Source organism: Magnetofaba australis IT-1, assembly GCF_002109495.1.
GTDB lineage: Bacteria > Pseudomonadota > Magnetococcia > Magnetococcales > Magnetococcaceae > Magnetofaba > Magnetofaba australis.
In genome coordinates this window covers 1,400,174-1,426,833 of record NZ_LVJN01000020.1, presented here as the reverse complement: position 1 = coordinate 1,426,833, position 26,660 = coordinate 1,400,174, and the positions used below count along the sequence as shown (strand labels likewise).

Sequence of the window (26,660 nt, the reverse complement as noted above, 5' to 3'; positions counted from 1 at the left end):
CCATCCGGAGCGCCATTCTCTTCGAGTGACGCAACGCAGGCGGGTTATTTTTCTTTTAGATCTGACTCAGATTTATTTTGCACTGCGTCATTAATTTGCGCATCTTCATTTTTCTTTGCATGGGGATCAAGTTCGCCGTCGTCATCGAACAGGATGCGATGGGCGGGGCCTTCCAGATCGTCGAACTGCCCCTGTTTCCAGGCCCAATACATGCCGATCAGACCGACCAAGCCAAGCATGATCGCCAGCGGCGCGAGAAAGTAGAGTACATCCATGATTTACCTCGTCAGTTCGCCCGTCACGCCCGCTGATGATGCCCGCGCCCAAGCCAGGAAGCAATAGCTTGAGCCTCGTGACGAAAATTCGCTCAATAGCCACATGCCCCACTGACTTGGACTCCAGAAAAGAGCCGCCAACTCACGGGGGTGCAGGGGAATCATTCCCCTGCCGGGTCGAGGGCGGAGCCCTCGCGGGTCAAGGGCGGCGCCCTTGTGGGTCCAGGGCAAAGCCCTGGTTGGGGTTTGGGGCGAAGCCCCAATATCTTTCAGCATCCAATCACCGCGCTCACCTCAAGTTAGTGCGTCACTTCACCCGGCAGAGGCTGAATCCGATTCAACCGCAAGGCGTTGCCCACCACGATCAGGCTGGAGAGCGGCATGGCCACGGCGGCGACGATGGGCAGAACGTGCCCACTGGCGGCCAGGGGGATGGCAATGGCGTTATAAACGAGGGAGAAGGTGAGATTCTGTCGAATAATCCGCATGGTGCGCTGGGCGATGGCGATGGCGCGGGCGGCGGTGGCCAGTTGCGGCGAGAGCAGCGCCACATCGGCGGTCTCCATGGAGACGTCGGCGGCGTTCTCCACCGCGATGGCCACATCGGCGCGGGCCATAGCCGGAGCGTCGTTGACGCCGTCGCCCACCATGGCCACCGCGACGCCATCGGCTTGGAGTTGCGCCACATGGCCCTCTTTTTCCCCCGGCAGCACGCCGCCGATGGCGTGGTTCACGCCCACTTCGGCGGCGGTCTGCTCCACCACGGCGGCGCGGTCGCCGGAGAGCAGTGTGGTTTCCAAACCCAGGGCGTGGAACGCCGCAACCGCCTCGCCCGCATCGGGCTTGGGCGCATCGGCCAGGGCGAACCAGCCCAGCAGGCGACCATTCTCCGCCACTGCGGTCCAGGTGAAGGGATTGGCGTCTGCGGGGGGCTCCAAGGCGTCCACGCCCAGCCACTCGGCGATAAACGGCGCGCGCCCCATGCGCGCTTCCTGCTCGTCTCCCCAATTGCCTTGAATGCCCAACCCGGCATGGTTGCGCGAACGCTCGGGTCGGCGCGGATTCTCGCCGCTCTGGTCACGGGCGTAGGCGGCGATGGCGCGGGCGATTGGGTGTTCCGACGCCGACGCCAAAGAGGCGGCGATCTCCAGCAGATACGCCTCGCCCACATCGGCGTCCAGCACCACCCGCTGCACCGTGGGACGCCCCAGGGTGACGGTGCCGGTTTTATCCAACACGATGCGCTGGGCGCGGGCCAGACGCTCCAGCACGTCGCCGCCCTTGATCAGAATCCCCGCTCGCGAGGCCGCGCCGGTGGCCACCACCACAGCAGCGGGGGTGGCCAACCCCAGCGCACAGGGGCAGGTGATGATGAGCAGCGCCACGGTGTTCTCCAGCGCCTGCGCCGGGTCCACCGTCAGCCAATAAGCCAGCGTGCCCGAGGCCATAATCAGGATCGCGCCGACGAACCATCCGGCCACACGGTCAGCCAAGGTCTGAATCGGCGGACGCGCCGCCTGCGCCGCCTCCACCATGCGCACAATGCGGTTGATGGCGCTCTCATCGCCGATGCGGGTAACTTCGATCTCCAGCGCGCCATCCACATTGAGCGTGCCCCCAGCCACCGAGTCGCCGAGGGTTTTGAGCACCGGCACACTCTCGCCGGTGAGCATCGCCTCATCCACGCCGCCGCCGCCGCTGAGGACGGTCCCATCCAGCGGGATCTGCTCGCCGGGCTTGACCCGCACCATCTCGCCCACCGCCACTTCGCGCACTGGAACCTGATACTCATCGCCATCGCGCACCACGCTGGCCAGCTTGGGCGTAATGCTCAGTAGACGCTCGGTGGCGTTGGCGGCCTTGCGCCGCGCGCCGGACTCCAAAAAACGCCCGGTGAGCAGGAAGAACAGGAACATGGTGACCGAGTCGAAATAGACCTCGCCCACGCCGCTGAGTGTGATCCACACCGAATAGCTGTAGGTGATCGTAGCGCCGATGGCGATGGGCAGATCCATGTTCAACGTGCGCAGACGCAACCCGTTGATGGCGCCGCGAAAGAAGGGCCAACCGGAGAAGAACAGCACCGGCGTGGCCAGCACCAGCGACAGCCAATGGAAGAAGTGTTTGTACTGCGCCTCCATGCCGGTGAAGAAGCCCGCATAGAGAACCACCGCGATGAGCATCACATTGCCTGCGCCAAAGCCCGCCACCGCCATGCGCAACAGCAGGTCGCGATCGCGTTTGCGGTGGCTCTGCTCCACCGCTTCGGGGTCATACGGCTCGCCGTTGTAGCCGATGCGGCGCACCGTATGGATAATTTGCGACAACTTGGTCTGCGCCGGATCCCAGGTCACGGTGGCGCGGTGGGTAGAGAAGTTCACCTGCGCCGAGGTCACCCCGGGCAGACCGCTCAGGACTTTCTCGTTAAGCCACACACAGGCGGCGCAGTGGATCCCCTCCAGCAGCAGATGCACCCGCTGCTTGCCGTCAGGCAGAGCGCGGACAACGGTTTTCTGATAGATTGGGTCGTCGAACGCCGCCAACGCCGCCAGATTCTCCTCATCCGGACGGCCGCCGCTCTGTTGCGGATCGCGCCGTTTGTAGAACTCCTCCAAGCCGGCGGACTGAATCAGTTGATAGGCGGTTTTGCACCCCACACAGCAGAACCGGCGCGTCTGCGGCCCCTCCTGAATGGTGAGATTGACCCCTTCGGGAATGGGCAGGCCGCAGTGGTAACAATATCCGTCGTCTGAGGCGTTCATGGAAACAGGCACACTCCGGCAGCGCATGCGCGCAAAAGGGATTTTGGGACAACCATGGAGCTGACGTTCTCAACGCTGAATCTGGGCGCCGCGCTGCTGGGCGGTCTGCTCTCGGCGGGCCACTGCGTGGGCATGTGCGGCGGACTCATCGCCGCCTGCGCCATGCGTCATGCACAGCATCAGGGCCACCTGCCCGCCTGGAGTCCGGCGCGGGTCACGCCCCATCTCCTCTACCACGGCGGACGCCTGCTGGTCTATGTCTGTCTGGGCGCGATCATCGGTTACCTGGGGTCGGTGGCGGACGCCGCCAGCGCCCTGGCGGGGGCGCGCGGCCTGCCGCAACTGCTGGCGGGCGCGGCGATGCTGCTGATGGGCTTGGCCACCCTGGGGTGGCTGCCGTGGAATCTGGAGCGCGGGTTTGCCGCCGACTCCCGCCTGGGCCGTCTCTATGCCCGCTTGATGCAGCAGGGTTCGGCCCTGAGCATGCTGCCGCTGGGCATGCTCACCGGCTTGCTGCCGTGCGGACTGCACTGGGCGTTTCAGGCCCAGGCGGCGGCCAGCGGCTCGGCGCTGGGCGGCGCGCTGATCATGAGCGCGTTTGTGCTGGGCACCATTCCGCCGCTACTCCTGTTCGCCCTGATCGCTGGCTGGATGAGCGCCCACGCCCGTCAACGCCTGCTGCAGGCGGCGGCGCTACTGGTGATGCTCATGGGCGGGCAACTGCTCATTCGCGGCGCCGGTTTGGCTGGTTGGCTGTAACGCTCACTTGGCGGATTTATCATCCATCGTTTTGACGACGTCGATCACCACAATGGGCGCCGCCCCCGCCTGGGGGTGGGTCACCAAACCCACATAACCGGGCACGCGCGCGGCCCACCCGGCCAATGGCGCGCGCAACACCGACTGTTTGAGCCGCCACTGCGCACGCGCATGATCGCGCTGCGCCACCGCCAGACCCGCCTTGGCCTCCACCGCCGCCAACTGCGCCTTCTCCAGCTCTTCGGCAGAGGTGTTGAGATCGTCATACAGCTGCTTGACCCGCCCCGCCTCGGCATCGGCCTGCTTGGCGCGCTCCTGCGCCGCCGCCAACTGCGCACGGGTCATGGCCGCATCGGCGCGAAACACGCTCTGATCCAACCGCGCCAACTCATCGCCCTGGGCCAGCTTCTGCCCCGGTTTGGCGCTGACGCTGGCCACCACGCCGGGCACGCCAAACGCCAGCGTCAACTGCTCGGCAACCGCCTGCCCCGCCGCCAACATCACTCCGCCCCCCAACATGAGGGCGCTCAACAGCGCCTTACGGCTGCGCATGGGTTCCATATCCGCTCCCTCCCGGTGGGGTGAATGAGTTCGACTCGCTGGCGGGCGCGGCGTCGGTCTGCGCGCCCATCTGCGCCACGCGCGTTAAGAAATCCGGCTTCAGCGCCGCTTCCGGCGACTCCCCCAGCAACACCGCCAGGGTCATGGAGGCCATATAGCGCGCCCCGGCGGCTTTGACCAGCTGCGCCTCGGCGCGGGTCAGATCCACCATGGCAAAGCCCAGATCGCTCACCCGCTCCTGCTGATAACGAGTCTGCCGTTTGAGCAGCTGCATCTCGGCCCAGCGCTTTTTCGCCTGCGCCGCCAGAATCGCCTGATGCGCCCAAGCGCTCTTCTGCGCCGCCTCCTGCACCTGTAAACGCAGACTCTTTAGCAGCAGATCGCGCTCGGCGCGCAACGCCTCGGCGTCGGCCAGCGCCTGTTCGCGCCGCGCATCCGTGGCGCCGCCATCCCACAGATCCCAACTGGCCTGCACCCCAGCCGCCCAGCGATCGTTGCCGCGCAGCGTGCGGGTGGAGCGGCCAAACTCCGCCACCGCATCCAGCTGCGGACGCGCGCGCTGGGCCTCGGCGGCCTGGGTCTGCGCCTGAACGCGCAAGTTCAACGCCTGCAATTGGGGATTGCGCTGCGCCGCCACATCGGCCAGACGCCGCCAATCCAGCACCGGCGGTTTGTCTTCCGGCGCGGCGGGCGGGCGAATCAGCTCCTTATCCAGCGGCAACCCGGTCAACTGCGCCAACTGGGCGCGTAGCTGGGCGTTGCGGTCACGCTCGCCATAATAAACCGTGCGGCTCGCTTCCACTTTCGAGAGCCATTCGGCGGTGACCACCGCATCACTCTTGCCCAGCGCTTCGCGCTCCTTGGCGCGCTCCCAGCGCACGTAGTCCAGCGCATGGGCCTCGTTGGCCGCTTGCAGGGTCAATTCAGAGACGTAGAGATCGAAATAGGCGCGCGCCGCATCCAGAGCCGCCGCATCCCAAGCGTTGCCCACGCTCAGTTGTGCAGCCTGGGCGCGCAGCTGGGCCGCCGCCGAGAGGGCGTCGCGTTTGCCAAAGTCCAGCAGCGGTTGTGTGAGGGTGATCGTGGCGTAGGCCTCGGCCTCATCGGTCTCGGCGGCGGACTCGGACTCAAACGCCCGCGCCGCGCCCGAGGCGGTCACCTGCGGCCCGTAGGCGGCGCGGGATTCGCGCACGGAGGCCTGTGCGGATTGGGCGCGCGCCTGCTGCGGCGCGGCGCGATAGCCCGCCTGGGCGCGCGCGCCCTCCAGCACGCTCTGCAAGGAGAGGGATTCGGTGTTCTGCGCCAGCGCCGAGGATGCGCCGATGACCACCCCCAACAGCGCCAGCCTCAGCGTTCTCAATACAGCCCACTGCGGCATCAGCGGCCATCCCGCATGAAGCGCGCCAGGGAGATCCCCTCTTTATAGGCGCCCGAGTGCACGTAGCGTCCGGCGGCGATGAAGCGCTCCGGCGGGAAGTAGCCGGTAATGCGCAGCGCCTGCTTGCCGTCGGTATCGAAGAAGATGATCACCGGCGTGGCGCGAATGCGCAACTCAGTGGCCCAGGCCTTTTCGCTCATGCCTTTGCCATCGGGGCTGGTGATCTCCAAGTCGCCCTTGATATTGCTCTCCAGCAGCACGAATTTGTCGCTGTAGTAGGCGTCCACGGCGGGATCCGGGAACACCCGCGCGCGCATTTTGCTGCAGAAGGGGCAGCCGCTGTAGTGGAACATCACCACCACGCGCTTGCCCGCTTCGGCGGCGTCGGCGATTTCAGTGGGCAGGTCAAAATCCAGGCTTTCGCCGATGAAGGCCGCTTGCCCATCCCGCATGCCCAGCACAAAGCAGCACACCGCCGCCAAAAGAATCAGCGTCTTCTTCATTCTGTCATCCCATATGTGAATCAAAACTCAAACTGGCGCGCCGCGCGCGCAATCAATTTTTATGATTCAAAGACCACCTGATTGCGCCCGGTCTCCTTGGCGTGATAGAGGCGCTTATCGGCTTCGTTGACCATCTCCTCCAGCGACCCATGCAGGGTGGTGGTGATGCCGATGCTCACGGTCACGCGGATGGCGTGGGAGCCGAACTGCGTGGTGGCCTCTTCAATACGTTTGCGGAAGCGTTCAAAGGTCTCATAGATGCGATCCGGCGAGGCGTTGGAGAGCAGAATGGCGAACTCTTCGCCGCCCATGCGCGCCACCACGTCGGTCTGGCGGAACGACTCCTCCATCTGTTTGGCCATCATTTTGAGCACCAGATCGCCCGCATAGTGGCCAAAGCCGTCATTCACTCCCTTGAAGTGGTCGATATCCATCATCGCCAGCCCCAGGGTGATGTTCTCCCGCTTGGCGTTGGAGAAGAGTTTCTCGCCCACATCAAAGAAGTGACGACGGTTGGACAGACCGGTGAGGAAGTCCAATCGCGCCATCTCCTGAATGGTGGCGACATGCTCGAGCAGCTCCACATCCTGCACCACCCGGCACATCAACTCTTCGCGTAGGAATGGTTTACTCAGAAAGTCATTGCCGCCGCTCTTGATGAAACGGGCCGAAAGCGCATTGGTGCCATAGGCCGACAGCCCCATCACCGACAGCTCATTGCGGCTCTTGCCCATGCTGTTGCGAATCCACGACAGCAGTTCGAAGCCATCCATCTCCGGCATCATGTAGTCGGTGATCACCAAACGCGTATCCGGATGATCCATCAACATACGCGTGGCTTCCAACCCATTGGAGGCTTCAATGACCTGAAACTGATACAGCTCCAGCATTTTGCGCGTCACCGCCCGCGAGGTGCGCGAGTCATCCACAATGAGAATCTTGACGTCGCGATTGCGATGCACCCGCTCCACCAGATCCACCACCAGATCGACGTTGGAGCCCTGTTTGACCACATAGTCAACAATGGACTTGGTCTCCATGCGCTCGCGCACGTCATCGCTGTAAACCGATGTAAACACGATACAGGGGATCTCGTGCTCCACCACCAAGTCCACCACTTCGCCATCTTTGGCGTCGGGCAGCACCAGGTCGCTTAAAGCCAGGAAGAACTCCACATCGCCTTTCTCCAGCAACTCCTGGGTCTGCGCATAGGAGGTGGTGTGAGTGACTTGAAATTTCAGCGTGGAGAAGATGCGCCGTTTGAGCAGCTCCGCCTGTACCTGGCTATCTTCCACAACAAGAATATTGAGCATTCTCGCTCCCACTCTCCGCCCTGAACCGGGGATACCGTTGGCACAGCGCGCGCGATTGGGCGCGCGCATTCAACAGTGTCGCAACGATGAAAAGAGACAGATCCCCTCAGCATACGGGGACGAAACCGCACCGCTGACTGAGGAGAGCCTCCTAGACCGGAAAAATTGTACGGCATTTGCAGTCAAATAGCCAACCCACGAGGGGGGGGGGGGCGCCGCCAGCTGCCGAATCCTGCAAAGAAACGGGGGCGGAAATGGTTAGGATGACCTAATAAACCATCATGATGCTTGAAACCGTGCCGGGAGTTATGTGACAATTTGTTTATGTTGTTAAATGTCTATTTCCTTATGCAGGGATGTGTAGTTTTCTCCTGCTAAAATGTGTAGATTTGGCCGTTCCCCTTACAGCGCATCGCAGCAAAACGTCATGGTTTCTGACGTTGAGGGCCGATAGCGCGTTTTCCGGTCGCGCACGACTGCGTTGATCAACCTTTGATGCGTCCGCGCCAACTGCGCGACGAAGGGCCGAACCGTATCAGCATGCTCACTTTTCTCCATAGATCCGTCGGCAAAAAAATCCTCTTCGCAGTCGGGGTGATGGGAACGCTCTGCCTTCTGGGCATGGGCAATGTCATCATCGCCATCATGGAGAACAGCCTCAATACCCAGTACCAGCACAACCTGGAGAATTTCAGCAACTCCGCCAACATCGGTCTGAAGAAGATCATGCTCAGCGGTCGCTCCGACATGGCGCATGACTTCATGGAGCGGCTCAAACGCAAAATCCCCGGACTGACCACCTTTATGGTTCTGCGCAAAAACGGCACCGAAGCCTTTGCCGTGGAGCGCGACAAAGACGGTAAGCCCATTCTCGACGAGGATGGCGAGACTACGCCGCTGGATCCTGAAGAGCAGAAGCCGGTCGAGCTCGACCCGGACAAAAAAGCGATTTTTGACCAGATACTCAAACAGGGCAAAGACGCCAAAAAGGGCTATACCATCGAAGAGGGCCCGGATGGCGTGGGCATCATCACCTACTTTGTGCCGGTGATTAAGGAGGAGGCGTGCAACGAGTGCCACGACGCCGACCCCAACCCCATCCGCGGCGTGTTCCAGCTGACCACCTCCCTGCATGAGGTGTATGACCAGATCAACAAGGCCAAGATCATGGCCCTGTTGGTGCTGGTGGGCGCCAACGTGGTGTTCGTGCTGATGCTGAGCCTACTGCTCAAACGCACCATCACCAGCCCCATCAACCACATCAACAACGCCATCCACGTGTTGGCCGACGGCGACCTGTCCAACCGCCTCGAACTCCACAAGACCGACCCGACGCAGTTTGACGAACTGGATGATATCTCCGCCCAGGTCAACCGCATGACCGACAATTTGGCCGAGAGCGTGGAGGTGATCAGCATCCAGTCAAAAACGCTGGATATCTGCGTGGCGCAGCTCAACTACGTGCAGCACATGCTCACCCAGGACGCCAAGCAGTCCCATGACATCAACCAGGTGCTGGCCAAAGACAACGAGACCCTGGGCCAGGGCATGGGACAGATGAAGGAGTCGGTGGCGCAGACCACCTCGCGCATCGAGAGCGTGGCCGAAGAGATTCAGACGCTCTCGACGGATATCACCAATATCGCCGACGCCGCCTCGGTGGCCAGCGGCAACGTCAACACCATGGCTTCCGCCGCCGAGGAGATGACCGCCAACATCACTCAGGTCAACGCCAGCATCGAACAGGTCTACGCCGAGGTGGACTCGGTGGCGCAAGCGATGACCGCCCTGAACGCCGCCCAGGAGAGCATCCGCGCCCACGCGCAACAGGCCAACCAGGTCTCCGACGCCGCCGGCTCCCACGCCGCGCGCACCAATGAGGCGATGGAGCAGCTCAACGAGTCGGCGCAGGAGATCGGTAAAGTGGTGGCCATCATCAACGCCATCGCCAGCCAGACCAACATGCTGGCGCTCAACGCCGCCATCGAAGCCGCCGGCGCGGGCGAAGCGGGCAAAGGCTTTGCCGTAGTGGCCAACGAGGTGAAGGATCTGGCCAGCCAGACCGCCGACGCCACCAAGATGATCTCCACCCGTATTCTGGAGATTCAGAACAACACTCAGGTGGCGGTCTCCATCACCCAGGAGGTCAGCGCCAGCATCGCGCGCATCAATGAAGTGAGCGATCAGATCAACGGCGCCGTGGATCAGCAGGCGATTACCGCCAAGGCCATCGGCGAATCGGTCACACGAGTCACTGAAGCCACCGACACGGTGACGCGCAACTCCAAGGAGCTGGACTCCGCTGCGCAAGAGGTGGCCCGCGCCGCCGCCGAAGCCGCCTCCGGCACCCAGGAGATCGCTGACTCCTCCCTGAGATTGGCGACTCTGGCCGAGAGCGTCTCCGGGCAAACCGGCGAAGCCAACGCCTTCATCCGCTCGGTCAACGAGTTCGCGCAGCAGACCGAGAAGGCCAGCGGCTCCGAGAAGATGCTGGTGGCGTTCCGTCTGGCGGGCTACCTACGTCGTTCGGTGGAGTATTTGGGCACCCTGACCAACACCATCTCCGACACCAGCAAATACCTGAGCGACTCCCAGGAGGGGCTCACTGTGGGCGACGAGCCGTTCAGCGCCATCACCCTTAAGAGCGTGCTGCTCTCCAGCGTGGGGCAGATCGGTCAACGCATCGAAGGTCGCATGGCGGAAGAGATGGGCCAAGCCGATCAAGTGGACATGGTGCTCGACGGCAACTTGCTTGGCTGGCTGAGTGGCGACGGAGTCGAAAAACTCTGCGAGTATCCCAAGTTCGCCGAAGCCGAGCAGCACTATAAAGCGATGCAGCAGACTCTACGCGAATGCCTGTCGGCTATTGACGATGAGGATGAGCCCGCAGCCAAATCCGCGCTGGGTCGATTCAACGAAGAGCGCGTCAATCTGTTCAACGCCATCGACAAGCTGTTCCTGGAGTTCTCCGACTAATCCCGGCGCAAGGCGGATATGGCGCCGAAACAGATGCAAAACGGGGAAGCGCATGCGCTTCCCCGTTTTTTTAAGCATCCGACCCCTGCAATAGCCGTTTAGCGCTTTACGCGCTTGGCCGCCGGTTGGAACATCAGGCGGTGAAACATCTCCAGATAGCGCTCATAGGCCTGCCTGCGATCCCGGTTCAGCCACTTATTGAAGCCGTAGAGCGCGCCCAGCGACAGCAGCTTCTCGGCATATAGCGGCCAGGCGTAGCGGCTTTGAATCCGCTGCATGGCGCGTTGTGAGTAGCCGTTCCAATGCTCGCCGTCGGCGGCGCAATCGTTGAGGAATTTGGCCATCAACGCCGCCGCCGCCACGCCGTCGTTGGGATCGATATGGAACCCGCACACATCGTGTTCGATCACCTCGCGCGGTCCGCCATGACGGGTGGCGAAAGTGGGCAGCCCCGAGCCCATGGCCTCCACCACGGTCAAACCGAACGCCTCATACAGCGCCGGTTGCACGAACACCGCGCGACGGTCGGCCAGCCAGCGATAGAGTTCGCCATTCAAACGCCGATCCTTGCTGGCGGGCAGCCAGCGCATCTGCCCATCCAGTTGATGGTTGTCCATGATCTGGTGCATCAACAGGATCTGATCGCGCTCCTCGCGATCGCCCGAGGCCGCCGCATCCACATGGCCGCCGATGATGAACAGATTGGCGCGCTCGCGCAGCTCCGCGCTCTCGCCAAACCAGCGCGCCAGCCCGGTGAGATTTTTGATGTGGTCCAGCCGCGCCATGGTGAACAGAATCGGCTTGTCCCGATCCTGTAACGCGCCGCGCCGCCCCGGTTGACTCTCGCCAAACACCATCTCCTCGATGGTCTCATGGTACTCCGGCATGCGCCGCTGGGCGTCGGTGTAGGGGAAGTAGATGTCTTCATCGGCGCCCGGCGGCACGATATTGAAACGCGGATCGAACACATCGATGCCGCCAACCACCCGATAGAGTCCCGGCATGGTGAAGTGCTGGTGCGCCTCATATTGGCCGACATTGACATCGGTGCCTGCGATCTCCTGAAAGGTGCTGGAGATGACGAAGTCGGCCTGATTCATGGCCAGCAGGTCGGCGCTGAACTGGCAAGAGAAGTGGTAGTTCTCCTCATGGTCGCGCCAGTAGAGGTCAGCGTTGAGGTATTTTGTCTTCTCCAGAGCGTGGGCGATGGTGGCCAGTGTGGCGCCGCTGCGCTGGGCCATGATGGCGGCCACCAGATTGCCGTCGGAGTAGTTGCCAATAATCAACTCCGGCTGACAGCCGAGGTGATGCGCCAATTCGCTCTCGGCATCCACCGCAAAGCGGTCCAGGAATGGCCACACCGCAAAGCGGGTAATCCAGTGCTGCGCCACATCGCCGTTGGGGTGACGGAACGGCACGCGCAGAATTTCGGCTCCCTGCGTCCCCTCAATGGGCTCGATGCGTTGATTGCAGGTGGTCTCCCCCGCTTCGGGGATCAGGCGCGTCAGCACCACGATGCGCGGCTCGATATCGAGCCCCTGCTTATACAAACGCTCGCTGATCTCCTTCTCCAGCGCCTTGACCTGGTCGAGGATATAGACCACTTGGCCGCCGGTGTCAGGCATGCCCAACACCCCCTCCTGGCCGAAATAGCCATGGGGCGAGAGAATCGCCACGGCGGTGATCACATTGGTGCGGTCGAGGAATTTGGCGATGGATGTGGCCGAAGGCGCGTCCAGCAGGTCCAGCAGCAGCGCCATGGCCTCGCGAATGCGCGCCACACTGCGCCCCCACCCCGCCTCAAAGCCCAGCGCGCGCAACGAATCAGCCACGTCGGCCCACTGCGTATCCGCCGAGTGGCTCACCAATACGCCATCGGCGCGCAGCAGCGCCTCACGCAGCTCCTCGGGTGTGTCCAACTGCGGTTGCGTCAAAGTCTGCTGACCGCGCACGGTTTTCTGCGCCAAGTACTCGGTCAGTCGCGCCGCGCCCTGATCAGGCTCCAGGAACAGCTGACTGGCCACCTGCCGGGCGATAAAGGTGTGCCCCCGACCGATGGAGTGCGCCCCCGCCGGTTTGTGCACATAGGGGTTAAAGGCGGTAAAATCCAACTCCAGCACGCCGGAAGGGTCGGTGTCCGGAGCGGAGATCAGCGACTCTTTGAAGTGCAGGTAGGCCTGCGGCGTCATCTCACTCAACGCGCCGCCTGCGCTGGCCAGTTGAAAGGTGCGATAGCGCCACGCCGCCACCCGGGGGCGCACGGCAAAGGCGGCGGCTCTTCTGCGCGCATCAAACGCCGCTTCCTGCGCCCAATGTAGTAGACAGCGCACGCTCTGCTCGACCTCGGGAGCCAACGCCTGCTCCGCCAAAAACTCCCCAAACGCCTGTTCCAACGCATCCCGTCGCATCACTTTGTGATTGCGGGAGATGCAGTAACGAATGAACTGGGAGAAGGGTTCGGCGTGTTGCGTGGCGTTGTGTTCCCATTGGGCGATGCTCATGATGGCGCGGTCTCCTCTGCGGCGTCGGTCTCCGTGGCGTCAGGAATTTGGATGTCGCCGAAGAAGTGGTAGTGGTTGATCCCTTCCAGGATGCCCCAGGCGTAGGGCTCTTCGGCGAAGTAGATACGCTCCTGCCCGCGCAGGAACGCCACTTCCGGGCTGTGGTTGGCCACCACCACGCCCAATTGGTTGCCTTGCAGCATCTCGATGTCGTTCCCGGCGTCCCCAGCCACCAGCACGCGATCCAACGGCACCCCCCACTTCAGCGCCAAGTGCGACAGCGCCAACCCCTTGGAGGCGCGGATGGGCAGGATATCGAGGAACTGCTGACGCGAGACGATCACCCGCGCGTGCAGATCGCGCGAGCGCAGCAGGCTCTGAATCTCCTCCCCGGAGGGGGCTTTCTCCACATCGATGTAGTAGCTGATTTTGCGTGAATTCTGGTGGTCCTTGGGCTGCGGCTTGAGCCCAGGAACCGCGCCCAGCGCATGCAGCAGTTCATCGCGCTCCCAGCGATAGTCGATGTGCTTGGCCCAGGTTTCATCCTCCACCAACTTGTGCCGGTAGTGGATCTCGCTGCCCGCCGAAGTGATCATGAAGTCGGGCAGCGGCACGCCCCACTGTTTGAGGATCTTGACGGTGTTTTTGAGCGTGCGCCCGGTGGCCACGCCGAAGCCGACATTGCGGGTTTCGGCCAAGTGGTTGAGCAGCGTACACATCCCCGTGCGGTCACCCAGCAGAGTGTTATCGATATCGCACAGCAAGATGCGGTCCACGGTGGGCAGACGGCTGCTGTCCACCTTCCGCCGCGAGCCCATGGCGCGCACGATGGTGCGCTTGCCCATCTCCTTGAGGCGTTTATCCACCGCCTTGAGGTAGGTGGCCACATGGCCGTCCCAGGTGTAGTGTTCGCGCACCCCTTTCAGACCATTTTTCGACCAACGCCGCCACTGCGCGCGGTCGGTCACCGCCTCTTCCAGCAGCGCCCCCAGCGCATCGGCGTCCAGCGGATCAAACAGCTTGCCGTTCTTGCAGTTGCCGATGATGTCGCGAGGGCCGCCATCATGGGTGGCGAGAATAGGCGCGCCACAGGCTGCGGCCTCAATCAGGGTCAAACCGAACGGTTCGGTGAGGGCCGGATTGACGAACACGCCGCGCTTTTTGGTCACCATGCGGTAGTAGTCGGGCACATCATCAGGCTGGTGATGCTTGGGCAGCGCCATGTGGCCATAGAGGTCATAGCGGTCCATCATCAGCAGCAACGAGCGCAGCACTTCGCGGGCGCCCTTATCCAGGGTTTCGATATCGTCGCGATTGCCCGCCACCACCACCAGATTGGCCAGCTCGCGCAGACGCGGATGTTCGCCATAGGCGCGCACCAGGGTGGCGATGTTCTTGCGTTCGTCGGCGCGGGAGAGCGCCAGGATCATGGGCTTTTTGGGATCGTGCAGAAAGCGGTGCAGGGTGTTGCGAATGGGCGGATGGAAACTACTCCAGGTCTCGGGCACGGAGAAGCGCGTGAGGTCGACGCCAGGGGGGATCACCACCATCTGTTTGGTGTGGTGATTCTCATACATGCCGTACTGCTCGGTCACCTCCTGGCTGGTGCTGGTGACCACCATGCCCGCATTGCCGAGGGTGATCTCCTCCTCCTCGATGCGTCGGGCGATGCTGTAACGCTGTTCGATGGTCTGCTCGTCGAGCCCCTTCTCCAGCAACCGCGCCTTTTTCACCCGTCCCAGGGAGTGGCCGGTATGCACATGCAGCACCCCCAGGTGGCGAGTGATGCGGGTGGCCACATAACCGGCGTCGGCGTAGTGGCTGTGCACCACATGGGGCAGCATGCCCAGTTTGCGAAAGTGCGGCAGGGCGTTATCGGCAAAGTGGCTCAGGTACTGCCACAGACTCTCTTTGCGCAGGTAGCGTTTCGGGCCGCACGGCAGGCGCACGATGTAGACATTCTCGCCCACCGACTCTTCAGCCACGGCATAGTCAGGCCCAACCCGGCTGTCCTGAATCAAACGGGTCATCAGGTCCACCCGCGCCACGCGCGGGTGGCGGCCCAGCGCCTGGGCCAGCTCCAACACATACTTGGTCTGCCCGCCGGTGTCGGCGTCGCGTCCAAGCTCCAGATTATGTCCGCGAATCAGCCCGTGCGGGCTGATGAGAACTATATAAAGTTTATCATCATCCTGCCGGACTTTAGCGCCTGCCATGGCGACTCTCCTCCCGCTACTGCGGGTTGTTGTGACCCCATTGCTCGAGATGGCGCGCATACAGCGCCGTATCCGGCGCCGTGGCGCCGCGTTGAATACAGATATCAGCGGCGAAATCCACCGCCCGTTGCACCGTCACGGCGTCGGGCCACCCCAAAATGCGGCCAATGACGCACACCGAGGAGAAGGCGTCCCCCGCCCCCACCGTATCGGCCACATCCACCGCCGCCGCGCGCGCCTGCGCCGCCTCCTTGACGCTGATGATCATGGCGCCCGCCTCGCCGCGGGTGAGCACGATGCGCTGGTTGCCGTGGCGCTCCAGCAGGGCGCGCGCCGCCTCCAGCAACTCCTCTTCGTCATCGATGTCGCACCCCTGCAGATAGGCCAATTCATGATCGTTGAGTTTGACGTCGTGGGCGCCGTCGAGCATCTGGCGCACATCATCGGGGTTGTGCCAGGGGTCGCGCAGATTGATATCCACGAACAGGCGCGGCTTGCGCTTGACGCGCATGCCGAACAGGGTCTGGCGCGACACCGATTCGCGCAGCGCCAGGGAGCCGTGAATCAACACCGCCATGGGCGATTCACAGCGACGCAAGCGCTGATCGGCCTCGGCCCAGTTGATGAAGTCGTAGGCTTGATTGGGATTGATAACGTAGCTGGGTTGGCCATCGACCAGGGTGACGCTGACCGAACCGGTGGGTTTTTCCGGATCCACCTGTACGCCGGTCAGGTCCATGCCCCAACCGGTCATGGCCTCGGTGACGCGCCGCCCCAGGCCATCATCGCCCACCCGGGTGATCATGTGCGGTTTCAGGCCGAAGCCCTGCAGGTGCCAGGCGACGTTGAACGGCGCGCCGCCCAGTACTGGCGGGCCCTCTTCAAAACAGTCAAACAGGGTTTCGCCAAACACCACGGGCCGACCGGGAAACGCGGTGAGCTGTGACATCCTCTCCTCCTGAAACGACGGCGGAAACGGGCAATGTCCTGGCAGCCGGACCACTCACATCATAGCGGCGCGGCTGCGCGCCCCACGAAACACCAATCATAGGCGAGCGCGGCGCATCCCACCACCCTTAGCGGGAAAAAGGACGTCTGTTTTCAGGGCTTCCGTCGTTCATTATGGGGGTGTAGAATGGCCCATTAGGATTTTCACCATCTTGATTTTGCGCCAACCGGTGCGCTTGCGCAGCCCAATATTCGGCTCAAAACAAAACATGTTGCGCCAAGGAGACGCCTGCATGCAATGCGCGCAGTGTCAACATCAGAACCGTGAAGAGTCCCGTTTTTGCACGCGTTGCGGAACGCCTCTCTATCTCCTGTGTGGTCGCTGCAATGCGCCCGCGCAGCATGACGACCTCTATTGCGGCGCCTGCGGCTCGCGCCTGCCCGCCGCCAATGGCCAACAGCTGGCGGCGCTGACTCCCGCCGCAGGCGGCAAGTCGCCGACCACCCGCGCGGTCGGCGCCAGCGCCGCAGCGGCGGCGCCGGAGTCCGAGCGCAAGAACGTCACCGTGCTGTTCGCCGACATCTCCGGCTTCACCGCCATGAGCGAAAAGCTCGACCCCGAAGAGGTCACCGACCTGATGAACGGCTGCCTGAAGATGCTGGCCGACATCGTGGTGCGCTATGAAGGCCACGTGGACAAGTTCATCGGCGACTGCATCATGGCCATCTTCGGCGCCCCCATCACCCATGAGAACGATCCCGAGTTGGCGGTGCGCGCGGCGCTGGACATGCAAAAGGAGATCGAGGAGTACAACAAACGCCTGCCGGTGAAGCTGGAGAAGCCGCTGTCGCTGCACATCGGCGTCAACTCCGGCATGGTGATCGCCGGCGGCGTGGGCTCCGATCAAAAAATGGAGTACACGGTGATGGGCGACACCGTGAATCTGGCCTCGCGCCTGGAGTCCATGGCCACCGGCGGCGAGACCTATCTATCGGTCTACACCTACAACCTGTGCCGCAACCACTTTGAGTTCGAAAAGCTCGATCCCATCAAGGTCAAGGGCAAGAAGGACCCGGTGGCGGTGTACAAGGCGATCAAGGCCAAGACGCTCACCGCCGCCGATCGCAAGAGCGCCAACACCGTCACCCCGCTGGTGGGGCGCGCGCGCGAGCTGGACACCCTGCGCGGCTGCATGGACCAACTGCTGGCCGGCAACGGTCAGGCGGTGTTCCTGGTGGCCCCGCCGGGCATCGGCAAGAGCCGCGTGCAGATGGAGATCAAACAGCGCCTGTCCGAAGGCGACGTGCAGATCATCGAAGGCATCTGCCGCTCCTTTGGCCGCACCACCAGCTACTACATCTTCAGCGAGATCTTCCAGCACCTGTTCAACATCGACAGCGAAGATATGCCCGAGGCGATCACCGAAAAGATCAGCTCCGGCCTGCCGCTGCTGCTCAATCTGGAACCCGGCGCCGCCACCGCCGAGGCGCGCAGCGCCATGGTCTTCATCGGCGCCATTCTGGGCGCGCACTTTGATGAAGCGGAGTTCGACGTGCCCATCAGCCAGATGGACGCGCAGGAGATCAAGGGCGCAACCTTCCGCGCCATCGCCTGGTTCTTCCTGGAGATGGCGCGCAGCAAGCCGCTGCTGCTGGTGCTGGAAGATCTGCACCACGCCGACAACAGCTCGGTGGAGCTGATCGCCAGCCTGTTCGAACAGCTGCGCAACGCCCCCATCGCGGTGTTGGCGCTGATGCGCCCGGTGAAGGATCACCCGTGTCAGAAACTGCCCATGATCGCGCAAAAAGCGCTGGGCGACTCCGCCACCGAGATCGAATTCAAATCCCTCACCCCCACCGAGTGCGACGAGTTGGTGCGCAAACTCATCGGCAGCGACGACGCCCCGGAGGAGATCCTGGCGCTGATTCGCCAACGCGCCGACGGCAACCCCATGTTCATCGAGGAGATCGTGCAGAGCCTGTGGGATGAGGAGGTGATCGAGCGCGCCAGCGACGGCGCCATCCGCCTGCTCAAAGAGCCCGATCAGGTCGCCATCCCCAGCTCCATCCAGGGCATGATCATCGCCCGCATCGACAAGCTGCAGAGCGATTTGAAGGAGACCCTGCACGCCGCCGCAGTGATTGGCCCGGTGTTCAAACACGCCCTGATCCAGCGCGTCTCCGCCGCCCCGGATATTGAGGACAAACTCAATCAAGTGGTGGATATGGGCCTGATCTTCGAGTCCAAATCGTTCCCGGAGATCGAATACAGCTTCCGCAACATCATGATTCAGGAGGCGATCTACGGCACCCTGCTGCACAAGAAGCAGAAAGAGCTGCACGCTGTGGTGGCGCAGCAGATCGAGGATCTGTTCGAGAATCGCTTAGAGGATCACTACGAGGTGCTGGCCGAGCACTATCAGCTGGCCGATGAACCGGCCAAGGCCTACGACTACGCCCTCAAGAGCGGTCTGAAGGCCAAAGAGGCGTTCGCCAACGCCGATGCGCAGAACTATCTGGAGATGGCCATCGACATCGGCATCAACCTGCCTGAGCCCCCCACCCCGCTGGCCACGGTCTACGCCGCCCTGGCCGACGTACAGGAGTTGGGCGGCGCGCTGGACAACGCCATCGCCGCGCGGCGCAAAATTCTGCCGCTGCTCACCGAGGTGGAGGCGCAGGCGGACATTCTGCGTCAGATCGGCCGCACCGAGGAGAAACAGTGCGCCCGCGAGCAGGCCATGGCCACCTATGAGGAGGCGCGCAAACTCCTGGCTGATGCGCCCGAGAGCATGAGCATGGGCAATCTGCTGGTGAACATCAGCTGGGTGCTGGGCCGGCTCAAGCGCACCGATGAGGCGATCGCCACGGCCGAACAGGCCATGGCGATTTTCGAAAAACAGGGTCACAAGGAGGGCGTGGCGCTGGCGTGCAACAACCTGGGCGTATTCCACGAGTTCCAGGGCGATCTGGACACCGCGCTGGACTACAACCAGAAGAGCCTGTCGATCTTCTCGGGACTGGGCGACCGCCGCCAGACCGGCAATCTCTATCTCTCCCTGGGCTTCCTCTACGCCAAGCGCCAGCAGGGCGACATCGCCCTGGACTTCTTTGAGAAGTCGCATCAGATCATGACCCGCATCGGCAACCGCCCGGGCGCGGCCACGGCGCTGATGAACAAGGGCAAGTGTTACGCCCAGCAGGAGCGTTTTGAAGAGGCCGAGGACGCCTTGTCGCAAGCGCTCAAGCTGCACCGCGAATTGAATCTGCGCGGACGCATCATCGCCAACTGCTGGTTGCTGTTTGATGCGCAGTTGGCGCGGGGCAAGACCAAGCCGGCGCGCGACACCCTGGAGTTGGCGCGTTCCCTGGCCTCGGCCCAGGAAGACACTCTGGATCTGGCCAAGACCGCCCGCGCTGAGGCGCGTCTGTTGGCGCGCGAGGGCAAACAGCCGCAGCAGAAGCTGAACGCGGCGATCAAACTGTTTTTGGAAGCGGGCCGCGAGAAGGACGCCGACGCCGTGCGGCAGGATTTGGCCCGTTATGAGGAGAGCGGCAAACTGTAATCCCTTTCGGCGCGGCGCAGTGCGCCGGGCCAGACAACCGCAAGTTTGCAGAAAGGATCGGGCAATGAGCAAAACGTTGAGCAAATCGCCACTGCGCCCCCTGGGTCGTGCGCTGATGTTGGCGGCGGCTTTGGGCATGGGCTCCCTGAGCTTGGCGGATAAAGCGGAGGCTTTCTGGGGCTGGGATGGCCCCTTTAACGGCTGGAATGGTCCCTTCTCCGGTTGGGACACCCCCTGGGGCGGCGGTCCGTGGGGCGGTGGACCCTGGGGCGGCGGTCCGTGGGGCGGCGGTCCTGGCTGGGGCGGCTACCCGGGTTGGGGCGGCGGCTATCCCTACGGCGGCTATGGCTACCCCTATGGCGGCTATGGCGCCCCCTACGGCGGCTACGCCTATCCCGGCTACGCCTACCCGGGCTATGCGGCCCCCGGCGCCGCAGCAGCGCCCCAAGCGGGCTATAGCGCCGCCGATATCGAAACCCTGAAGACCTCCCTGGGCATTCAATCCCACCAGGAGAGCGCCTGGAACGATCTGGTCTCGGCGGTCAATCAAGTGCCCGACGGCGAGAGCATCCTGGCGAACCCGGCGGTCACCTCCGCCTACGCAGTGTTGATGGAAGTGCTCAACCCGCAGCAACAGCAGATGGCCGAAGCCTTCAAGCAGAGCCTGATCTACTGAGTTTGAATACAGAGTGTTCAGCACAAAAAAAGGCCGCCCACTTGGGCGGCCTTTTCTATAGTCGCTTGAATTCAGAATGACACATATCCAAAGATGCAATGTTTGCGTGACGTAGGCCCGGCTTGCGCTGACTATTGGCCGCCGACTGGTCGGCGGCGGGGTCTGGGGGCCGCGCCCCCAGCGGGTGTGGACGGAGCCCACGGTGTGGCTGTTGGTCTTGGGAGCTCGAGGGCGGAGCCCTCGATATCTTCCAGCGCCCATATATTCACTTTTGGATGCTAGCGACTATATTTCACGCCAGCGCAGATCAGGCCGCCGCGTTCTCCTCCAAGTCGTCATTGGCCTCTTCGGCCGCTTCGATCTCTTCCAGAATGCCGGTTTCCGTGACCACGCCATCCAACTCCTCTTGGATCTCAATGGCGTCCACCGCCAAGCGCGCCAGCGCTTTGGAGAAGGAGTAGACGCGGCGCAGTTTATCCAACATGTCGCGCACAAAGGAGAACGAGCCCAGCATCTGGTTGGCGGCGCCCGCCTGCTTCAGATGACGCATGGAGGAGGATGCGATCAACGCCTCCAGCTCCTTCTCAATGGCCATCACACGTCGCACCGCCGGTTCATCGCGCTCGGTAAAGGCGCGAATGGCGGTCTCCATCGACTCCATTACCAGCGCATGCACGCTGCGCAAGAAGCTTTCCGTCTGCTCATCAACGGCCAGATTGCCTTTGACCCGCTGCCGTCCCAGGTGCACCAGATTGGTCTCGACGATATCGCCGATATTCTCCACCGTATCCACCGCGCTCACCAGCGAGATCAATTCGCGGGTCTGCAAACTGGTGAGATTGCCTCGCGAGACATTGCCCAAGTAGGCGATAATGCCTTCGTAATAGGCGTCGATCTCCTCGTCGCGCTTTTTAAACAGCTTCAGTTGCGGCTTATCGCCGCGCATCACCACCGGGAAGGCGTCGTTGAGCATCAGGCCACAGCGCATGCCCATGCCCTTGAACTCCCGCCGCGCCGCCTCCATGGCCAGCGCGGGCGTGGTGACCAGCGCCTCTTCCAGATAGAGCGGTTTGAACACCGGCGTTTCGTCGGGGGAGACGCTCTCCACCACCCGTTTTTCCGGCAGCAGTTTCAAAATCAACCAGGCAAACGGACCGGTAAACGGCAGGAAGATGATGGTGTTGACGATATTAAACAGGGTATGGGCGTTGGCGATCTGGCGCGGGCTCTCTGCAGCCAGCTTGGCGATGCCGGTAACATCCGCTGGCGCCGAAGGGGAAATCATCGCCACGGCAGAGGCCAATTGATCGATAAGCCCCACCCAGATCAGCACGCCAAACACGTTGAACAGAACATGCGCCAAGGCTGCGCGCACCGCTTCGCGGGGCTTGCCGATGGAGGCCAGCAGCGCGGTCACGCAGGTGCCGATGTTGGCGCCGAAGGCCAGCGCGATGCCTGCTGGCAAGGTGATAAATCCCTGCGAGGCCATGACGATGACGATGCCGGTGGTGGCTGAGGAGGATTGCACCAAGCCAGTGAAGGCCGCCGCCACCACGATGCCCAACCACGGGCTCTCCATGTGGATCATCAGGTCCAGGAACGGCTGATAGGAGCGCAGCGGCTTCATGGCGTCGGACATGATGGTCATGCCCAGGAAGATCAACCCCAGCCCCATGATCATGGCGCCGTACTGTCTGATCTGATCGCGCTTGCCCATGGCGTTGAGGCCAAAGCCCACAGCGATCATCAGGAATGACGCCTTGGTCACTTTGAAGGCGACGATCTGCGCGGTGATGGTGGTGCCGATATTGGCCCCGAAGATCACCCCCACCGCCTGCGACAGGGTCATCAAGCCCGCGCTGATGAAGCCCACCACCAGCACAGTGGTGACCGACGAGGACTGAATCACGGCGGTCACCGCCGCGCCGGTCATGGCCCCGGAGAGTCGGTTGCTGGTGAGTTTGGCCAGGATCGCCTTCATCCGATCCCCGGCCACCGCTTTCAAGGCGCTGGCCATCATCTCCATGCCGAACAGGAACAGCGCCAGACCGCCGAACAACCCCATGGCCATGGAGCCCCAGGCGATGGAGACCTCTTCGGAGTCCGCCGCCCACACGCTGGTGGGCGTTACGCTGATCACAAGTGTGGCGATCAGGAGAATAGAGAGAGCAATTGGGCGGTCGCGCCATGCGCGCCCTATGCTCAGATGGCTGACGGATCGCATAATGCCCCCAATACGCGTAAGAGGAAGAGTTGCTTGAGTTACGAGTATGACATTTTCGTGTCATCATGGAAACATCCGCAAGATATATTCATGCAAATATTCATAATCCAGTAGCGAAATGGAGGCGTGTATGCGCGATTCCGAATTCAACACAGGGGCTCTCCCCCTCTCGCCTATGCAGAAAGCGGCGCGTTATGCACAGATGGCGACCCTGGCGCAGCAGTTGCGCCACGTCTTGATGCGGGTTCCGCATGGGCATGGCGATCACTCAGATCGCTGCCGCATGGCCAATGACGGCCTGGCTCCCAGCGCGCCTGATCAGTGTCAGTGCCACGTGGCGGAGATTCGCGCGGTGTTAGCGCAATCCAGCATGTTGACGGAACCTGAGAAAGAGAGATGACGACAGAACAAACTGAAGAGATTATCTGTCCGCAGTGCCGGGGCAGCGGACAGATCTTCTATGGAAACGAGGATTGCTGTCTTGAGGGGTGCTGTTTTGAACCGTGTGAACGGTGTCAGGGCAGCGGACGAATCGCCCCGCCCGCCGACAGTAGCGAAGCGGTCGAGCAGGAGGGCGAGCCATCCGAATAGAAGCGATCAGGCGGAGTTGTCGGCGCTATCGCTGATCACGCTGAACATTTCGAAGACGTTGGAGCCTTTATAAAACTCGCGCGGCGTTTCGCGCGCCTTCTTGTGCGCCTGCACAAACGCATCGCTCTTGGTCCAGGCCACAAAGGACGCTTCGTCCTCCCAGAAGGTCATCACCACATGATAGTCGGTGCTGTCGCCCTCGGGGCGCAGCACCAGATTGCGAATGAATCCCGCGCAACCATCCACCAGCCCGGCGCGGTCCTTGAAACGGGCTTCGAACTCCTCCCAATGCTCCTTGTGCACTGGGATGCGATTGGTCACCACCACCATATTCCGACTCCTTGCCGCTGAATCCGCGCGCCGCGACCATCGGGGCGCGTACAACCAGTATGCCCCCGGCGCGGCGACGCGCCAAGGCCCGGCGCGGCTTACGGCGTGTGACGACGATCCACGAACAGCACGCTGCCCGGAGTCTGTTTGGCCATCTTCTTGGCGTGCACCGCCAGCGAAGCCACCTCATGATGGCTCTGGCACAACTCCACAGTGGGCTGCACCGCTCCCACCGAGAGGGAGAGGATGCCGAAGAAACTGCTCTGTCCGCGCCGGTCCACCGCCACGATGCCTTTGCGCGCGCGATCTTCTGGGGAGTAGAGCTGAACGATGCGTTCATCAAACGCGTTAAGCGCTTTCTGCACGCGGGTTTTCCAATCTGAACTGCGCATAAGCAGAATGAAATCGTCGCCGCCCACATGACCGACAAAATCCTGTTGTGGATCGACATAGGAGGTCAGCAACTCGGCGGTGATGCGAATGGCGTCATCGCCCTTGTCATAGCCGTAGGCGTCATTGAAAGGCTTGAAATTATCCAAGTCGCAATAGCACACCACGAACCCCTCGCCCCCGAGCAGACGCGAATCGATCTCCTCGCAGATGGGCACGTTGCCCGGCAACAGAGTGAGCGGATTGGCGTAGCGTGCGTAGGCGATCTGCAACTCGGTGATCTTCTGCAACAGGTCGATCAGATAGCCGACGCCCAGATATTTGCCTTCGCGCACGATCAGAAAGTCGTGCTCTGCGCGTTTGAGGGCGTCATGGGTGATGGCGCGACTGGCTGCGTCCAGCGGCGTTTCCGCTTCGACCGTCATCGGATCAACGGTCATCAATTTGCGAATGGGGCGACGGCCATACAGATCATGGCCGAATTGACTGAGGAAGATCGCCATAAAGCTGTTGCGGTGCACCGCGCCGACGGGGGCGCCGTTTTCCAGCACCGCAATAATGCGCAGCGCCTCGTCGGCCTGGAACGCCGACGCCACTTCCGAGGCTTTGGTCTGCGGCGTCACGGTTAATGTGGAGCGCAGCAGTGTGGCGATGGTCTCCTGGCTGCGCACGGTGGGAGCCGAGTTGTTACGACGCGCAGGGGCAGGCGGCGCCGCACGTTTTTTCACTTCGTCGATCTGGGGCATAGTGGGGGGCGCCAATACGGGGAAAGTGGAAGCGAATCGACCGGGGAGCATCCTGTCCCTCCAATCATTACTCTATAAGGGGGAGAATTTTCCGCTCGCTATGGAGCCAGTCGTTCTCATGAAAAATCACGCGCCGACACAAGCCGCGCAAAACCTGACCTTGCAGATATCCTGCAGGCCGTCAGGGTGGCATTAAATAGAAGTATGGAGAATTATTGCGCCCGCTTGAGTGAATTGTCCGTGAATAAGCGGGCAAATTTGGATTTCTACAAGCTGGGTGTATGAAGCGCGGGTTTGAGCGGAAGCGACAGCCCCGCCATGCACAAGGTCACGTTGTCGCAGCGCTGCGACAACGCTTGATGCAACCAGCCGGCTTCATCAACGAAACGACGGGTCAGTTCGCCCATGGGGATCACCCCCAGACCGGTCTCATTGCTCACCAACAGCGTTTGTCCGGGTAGAGAGGGCAGCACATCAAGCAGCGCCTGTTTCTGCACGGCAAACAGCGCCTCATCCTCGGCTAGCAGCAGATTGTTGAGCCATAGCGTCAGACAGTCCACCAGCAACGCGCCATCGGGGCGGGCGTGGCGCTGCAGCGCCTCCGCCAGCGCAATGGGCTCCTCCACCAACGCCCATGACGCTGGGCGATCGGCCTGATGCCGCGCAATGCGCGCCGCCATCTCCTCATCACCCGACCAGGGCGTCGCCGTGGCCACATAGGTGACCGCCAGACCGCTCTGCTCGGCCAGACGTTGCGCCAATGCGCTCTTGCCCGAACGCGCGCCGCCCAGAATCAGATGTGCGCTCACGCCACTCCCCTTTCGGCTTGGGCCGCGATCAATGCATCCATCAGCCGCGCCCACTGCGCCTCACAGCCTGGCAGTCCGAACCTCAGACCATTGTGCTCCTCGAACAGACGCACCCACACCCCTTGCCGCGCCAGAGCATTGCGCCAAGCGGCGGCTTGGGATGATTCAACCCACTGAAACAGCGCCGTGGCGCCGCTGGGCTCCAGCCCAAACATCTGCAACAGCGCACCCAAACGCGCGCTATCATCCGGTAATGCGCGACGCTGCTCACGCTGCCAATTCGAGTCGCTCAACGCCTGCTCGGCCACCCATTGCGCGGGCCCGGCCACGCGCCACGGCCCCAGCCTTTGGTCCAAATGGTTGAGCAACTGGAGGTCGCCAGCAGCGAAGCCCACCCGCGCGCCAGCCAGTCCAAAAAACTTCCCCAAGGAGCGCAACGCCACGATGTGCGTCAGGTTCTGGGCGCGGAGGACGGACTGCTCCGGTTGGGGATCCATGAACGCCTCATCCACCACCAACCAGCCGCCATGAGCCGCCAGGGCGTCGCGCCACGCCAGCAGTTGCTCCACCGGCCAGAGGCGAGCAGTGGGGTTATTCGGATTCACCACCACCAGAACGTCCAACTGCGCCAAGGCGACGGCGTCAACCGCCGCGCCATGCAGCAAGCGCACCGTGTGACCGCCATTGCGCCATGCTGCTGCGTGTTCGGCGTAACTGGGCGCCAGCACGCCCACCGTCAGCGCAGCGCGCCACAGCTGCGGCAGCGCCTGGATGATCGCCTGCGACCCCGCCGCCGCTATGAGGGACGCCGCGCCGTAGTAACGCCGCGCCGCAGCCAGCAGCGTCTCACGCCCCGCCTCCGGCAAGCGGCGCCAACATTCAGTGGGCGGCGCGCCCTGCGCTGTGTATGCAACAGGATTAATGCCGGTGGAGAGATCCAGCCAACCGCCTGCGGGAACCCCAAACCACTCTGTCGCTTGCTCCAAATTTCCGCCATGCTCAAGCCTGTCCAACACTGGAGCAAGCGCGGGGGATTGACGAATCTTAAGAGCGCTGACGGTCATTGGGACTCCCTGGAGTGGTGGCGTAGCGTGCGTGAGCATACGCCGGACCACGCCCCACGCCAAGGCGACCCG

General features: G+C 62.6%; 20 protein-coding genes. 6 read left to right on the top strand and 14 right to left on the bottom strand.

Annotated elements, in window-relative coordinates:
* Positions 1-44: 44 nt before the first annotated feature.
* Entirely contained in the window at positions 45-275 is a 231-nt protein-coding gene (ccoS, locus tag MAIT1_RS18470; protein ID WP_085445390.1) for a cbb3-type cytochrome oxidase assembly protein CcoS, read from the bottom strand.
* Positions 276-574: 299 nt separating this feature from the next.
* Entirely contained in the window at positions 575-3,037 is a 2,463-nt protein-coding gene (locus tag MAIT1_RS18465; protein WP_158089611.1) for a heavy metal translocating P-type ATPase, read from the bottom strand.
* Positions 3,038-3,091: 54 nt separating this feature from the next.
* Between MAIT1_RS18465 and MAIT1_RS18460 the strand changes: the two genes are divergently transcribed.
* A complete protein-coding gene (locus tag MAIT1_RS18460) occupies positions 3,092-3,796 on the top strand; it encodes a sulfite exporter TauE/SafE family protein (protein WP_085445388.1) in 705 nt (234 codons plus the stop codon).
* Positions 3,797-3,799: 3 nt separating this feature from the next.
* Here MAIT1_RS18460 and MAIT1_RS18455 read toward each other — a convergent pair whose 3' ends face one another.
* The 4 genes from MAIT1_RS18455 to MAIT1_RS18440 are packed head-to-tail and all read right to left on the bottom strand — an operon-like array spanning position 3,800 to position 7,551.
* A complete protein-coding gene (locus MAIT1_RS18455) occupies positions 3,800-4,357 on the bottom strand; it encodes an efflux RND transporter periplasmic adaptor subunit (RefSeq protein ID WP_085445387.1) in 558 nt (185 codons plus the stop codon).
* Positions 4,335-5,735, bottom strand: a complete 1,401-nt coding sequence (locus MAIT1_RS18450; protein ID WP_085445386.1) for a TolC family protein — start codon at positions 5,733-5,735, stop codon at positions 4,335-4,337. The genes MAIT1_RS18455 and MAIT1_RS18450 overlap by 23 nt, the downstream gene beginning before the upstream one ends.
* Positions 5,735-6,238, bottom strand: coding sequence for a thioredoxin family protein (locus MAIT1_RS18445; RefSeq protein ID WP_085445385.1), 504 nt, complete (start codon positions 6,236-6,238; stop codon positions 5,735-5,737). The genes MAIT1_RS18450 and MAIT1_RS18445 overlap by 1 nt, the downstream gene beginning before the upstream one ends.
* Positions 6,239-6,297: 59 nt before the next feature.
* On the bottom strand, positions 6,298-7,551 hold the full coding sequence (locus MAIT1_RS18440; protein WP_158089610.1) for a diguanylate cyclase: 1,254 nt from the start codon (positions 7,549-7,551) through the stop codon (positions 6,298-6,300).
* Positions 7,552-8,148: 597 nt separating this feature from the next.
* On the opposite strand from MAIT1_RS18440, the gene MAIT1_RS18435 reads away from it, so the two are divergent.
* Positions 8,149-10,527 carry a methyl-accepting chemotaxis protein gene (locus MAIT1_RS18435; RefSeq protein ID WP_158089609.1) on the top strand — a complete coding sequence of 793 codons (2,379 nt, stop codon included), beginning with the start codon at positions 8,149-8,151 and terminating at the stop codon, positions 10,525-10,527.
* A gap of 98 nt (positions 10,528-10,625) precedes the next feature.
* On the opposite strand, the gene MAIT1_RS18430 is transcribed toward MAIT1_RS18435, so the two are convergent.
* Genes MAIT1_RS18430 through MAIT1_RS18420 form a run of 3 tightly spaced genes read right to left on the bottom strand, consistent with a single transcriptional unit; the run spans position 10,626 to position 16,193 of the window.
* Entirely contained in the window at positions 10,626-13,028 is a 2,403-nt protein-coding gene (locus MAIT1_RS18430) for a sucrose synthase (RefSeq protein WP_085445382.1), read from the bottom strand.
* Positions 13,025-15,244, bottom strand: a complete 2,220-nt coding sequence (locus MAIT1_RS18425; protein WP_085445381.1) for an HAD-IIB family hydrolase — start codon at positions 15,242-15,244, stop codon at positions 13,025-13,027. Before MAIT1_RS18425 ends, MAIT1_RS18430 begins: the two co-directional genes overlap by 4 nt.
* A 16-nt stretch (positions 15,245-15,260) precedes the next feature.
* The gene (locus MAIT1_RS18420; protein ID WP_085445380.1) at positions 15,261-16,193 is read right to left on the bottom strand and encodes a PfkB family carbohydrate kinase; all 933 of its coding nucleotides are present in this window, start codon (positions 16,191-16,193) and stop codon (positions 15,261-15,263) included.
* Between the two features lie 292 nt (positions 16,194-16,485).
* On the opposite strand from MAIT1_RS18420, the gene MAIT1_RS18415 reads away from it, so the two are divergent.
* Positions 16,486-19,758, top strand: a complete 3,273-nt coding sequence (locus MAIT1_RS18415) for an adenylate/guanylate cyclase domain-containing protein (RefSeq protein ID WP_158089608.1) — start codon at positions 16,486-16,488, stop codon at positions 19,756-19,758.
* Between the two features lie 64 nt (positions 19,759-19,822).
* The gene (locus MAIT1_RS22100) at positions 19,823-20,434 is read left to right on the top strand and encodes a hypothetical protein (protein WP_085445378.1); all 612 of its coding nucleotides are present in this window, start codon (positions 19,823-19,825) and stop codon (positions 20,432-20,434) included.
* A 307-nt stretch (positions 20,435-20,741) separates the two neighbouring features.
* Here MAIT1_RS22100 and MAIT1_RS18405 read toward each other — a convergent pair whose 3' ends face one another.
* Positions 20,742-22,505 carry a Na/Pi cotransporter family protein gene (locus tag MAIT1_RS18405; protein WP_414673651.1) on the bottom strand — a complete coding sequence of 588 codons (1,764 nt, stop codon included), beginning with the start codon at positions 22,503-22,505 and terminating at the stop codon, positions 20,742-20,744.
* Between the two features lie 283 nt (positions 22,506-22,788).
* On the opposite strand from MAIT1_RS18405, the gene MAIT1_RS18400 reads away from it, so the two are divergent.
* Both MAIT1_RS18400 and MAIT1_RS21645 read left to right on the top strand, forming a co-directional pair.
* A complete protein-coding gene (locus tag MAIT1_RS18400; RefSeq protein WP_085445376.1) occupies positions 22,789-23,058 on the top strand; it encodes a hypothetical protein in 270 nt (89 codons plus the stop codon).
* Complete coding sequence (locus MAIT1_RS21645) at positions 23,055-23,249, top strand: hypothetical protein (protein ID WP_143814922.1); 195 nt, start codon at positions 23,055-23,057, stop codon at positions 23,247-23,249. The genes MAIT1_RS18400 and MAIT1_RS21645 overlap by 4 nt, the downstream gene beginning before the upstream one ends.
* Before the next feature lie 6 nt (positions 23,250-23,255).
* Here the strand turns inward: MAIT1_RS21645 and MAIT1_RS18395 are convergent, their stop codons facing one another.
* The 4 genes from MAIT1_RS18395 to cobD form a co-directional block, all read right to left on the bottom strand.
* Entirely contained in the window at positions 23,256-23,579 is a 324-nt protein-coding gene (locus tag MAIT1_RS18395; RefSeq protein WP_085445375.1) for an antibiotic biosynthesis monooxygenase family protein, read from the bottom strand.
* A gap of 98 nt (positions 23,580-23,677) precedes the next feature.
* Positions 23,678-24,715, bottom strand: a complete 1,038-nt coding sequence (locus MAIT1_RS18390; protein WP_158089607.1) for a diguanylate cyclase — start codon at positions 24,713-24,715, stop codon at positions 23,678-23,680.
* Between the two features lie 266 nt (positions 24,716-24,981).
* Entirely contained in the window at positions 24,982-25,524 is a 543-nt protein-coding gene (cobU, locus tag MAIT1_RS18385) for a bifunctional adenosylcobinamide kinase/adenosylcobinamide-phosphate guanylyltransferase (protein WP_085445373.1), read from the bottom strand.
* Positions 25,521-26,588, bottom strand: coding sequence for a threonine-phosphate decarboxylase CobD (gene cobD, locus MAIT1_RS18380; RefSeq protein ID WP_085445372.1), 1,068 nt, complete (start codon positions 26,586-26,588; stop codon positions 25,521-25,523). Before cobD ends, cobU begins: the two co-directional genes overlap by 4 nt.
* Between the last annotated feature and the right edge of the window lie 72 nt (positions 26,589-26,660).

Coding starts and splice junctions, on each gene's coding strand:
- MAIT1_RS18405 (WP_414673651.1), bottom strand. CDS start 22,505: ATGGCCATGGGGTTGTTCGGCGGTCTGGCGCTGTTCCTGTTCGGCATG.
- MAIT1_RS18440 (WP_158089610.1), bottom strand. CDS start 7,551: ATGCTCAATATTCTTGTTGTGGAAGATAGCCAGGTACAGGCGGAGCTG.
- MAIT1_RS18400 (WP_085445376.1), top strand. CDS start 22,789: ATGCGCGATTCCGAATTCAACACAGGGGCTCTCCCCCTCTCGCCTATG.
- MAIT1_RS18445 (WP_085445385.1), bottom strand. CDS start 6,238: ATGAAGAAGACGCTGATTCTTTTGGCGGCGGTGTGCTGCTTTGTGCTG.
- ccoS (WP_085445390.1), bottom strand. CDS start 275: ATGGATGTACTCTACTTTCTCGCGCCGCTGGCGATCATGCTTGGCTTG.
- MAIT1_RS18460 (WP_085445388.1), top strand. CDS start 3,092: ATGGAGCTGACGTTCTCAACGCTGAATCTGGGCGCCGCGCTGCTGGGC.
- MAIT1_RS18435 (WP_158089609.1), top strand. CDS start 8,149: ATGGGAACGCTCTGCCTTCTGGGCATGGGCAATGTCATCATCGCCATC.
- MAIT1_RS18430 (WP_085445382.1), bottom strand. CDS start 13,028: ATGAGCATCGCCCAATGGGAACACAACGCCACGCAACACGCCGAACCC.
- cobD (WP_085445372.1), bottom strand. CDS start 26,588: ATGACCGTCAGCGCTCTTAAGATTCGTCAATCCCCCGCGCTTGCTCCA.
- MAIT1_RS21645 (WP_143814922.1), top strand. CDS start 23,055: ATGACGACAGAACAAACTGAAGAGATTATCTGTCCGCAGTGCCGGGGC.
- MAIT1_RS18465 (WP_158089611.1), bottom strand. CDS start 3,037: ATGAACGCCTCAGACGACGGATATTGTTACCACTGCGGCCTGCCCATT.
- MAIT1_RS18450 (WP_085445386.1), bottom strand. CDS start 5,735: ATGCCGCAGTGGGCTGTATTGAGAACGCTGAGGCTGGCGCTGTTGGGG.
- MAIT1_RS18395 (WP_085445375.1), bottom strand. CDS start 23,579: ATGGTGGTGGTGACCAATCGCATCCCAGTGCACAAGGAGCATTGGGAG.
- MAIT1_RS18390 (WP_158089607.1), bottom strand. CDS start 24,715: ATGCCCCAGATCGACGAAGTGAAAAAACGTGCGGCGCCGCCTGCCCCT.
- MAIT1_RS18415 (WP_158089608.1), top strand. CDS start 16,486: ATGCAATGCGCGCAGTGTCAACATCAGAACCGTGAAGAGTCCCGTTTT.
- MAIT1_RS22100 (WP_085445378.1), top strand. CDS start 19,823: ATGAGCAAAACGTTGAGCAAATCGCCACTGCGCCCCCTGGGTCGTGCG.
- MAIT1_RS18425 (WP_085445381.1), bottom strand. CDS start 15,244: ATGGCAGGCGCTAAAGTCCGGCAGGATGATGATAAACTTTATATAGTT.
- MAIT1_RS18455 (WP_085445387.1), bottom strand. CDS start 4,357: ATGGAACCCATGCGCAGCCGTAAGGCGCTGTTGAGCGCCCTCATGTTG.
- MAIT1_RS18420 (WP_085445380.1), bottom strand. CDS start 16,193: ATGTCACAGCTCACCGCGTTTCCCGGTCGGCCCGTGGTGTTTGGCGAA.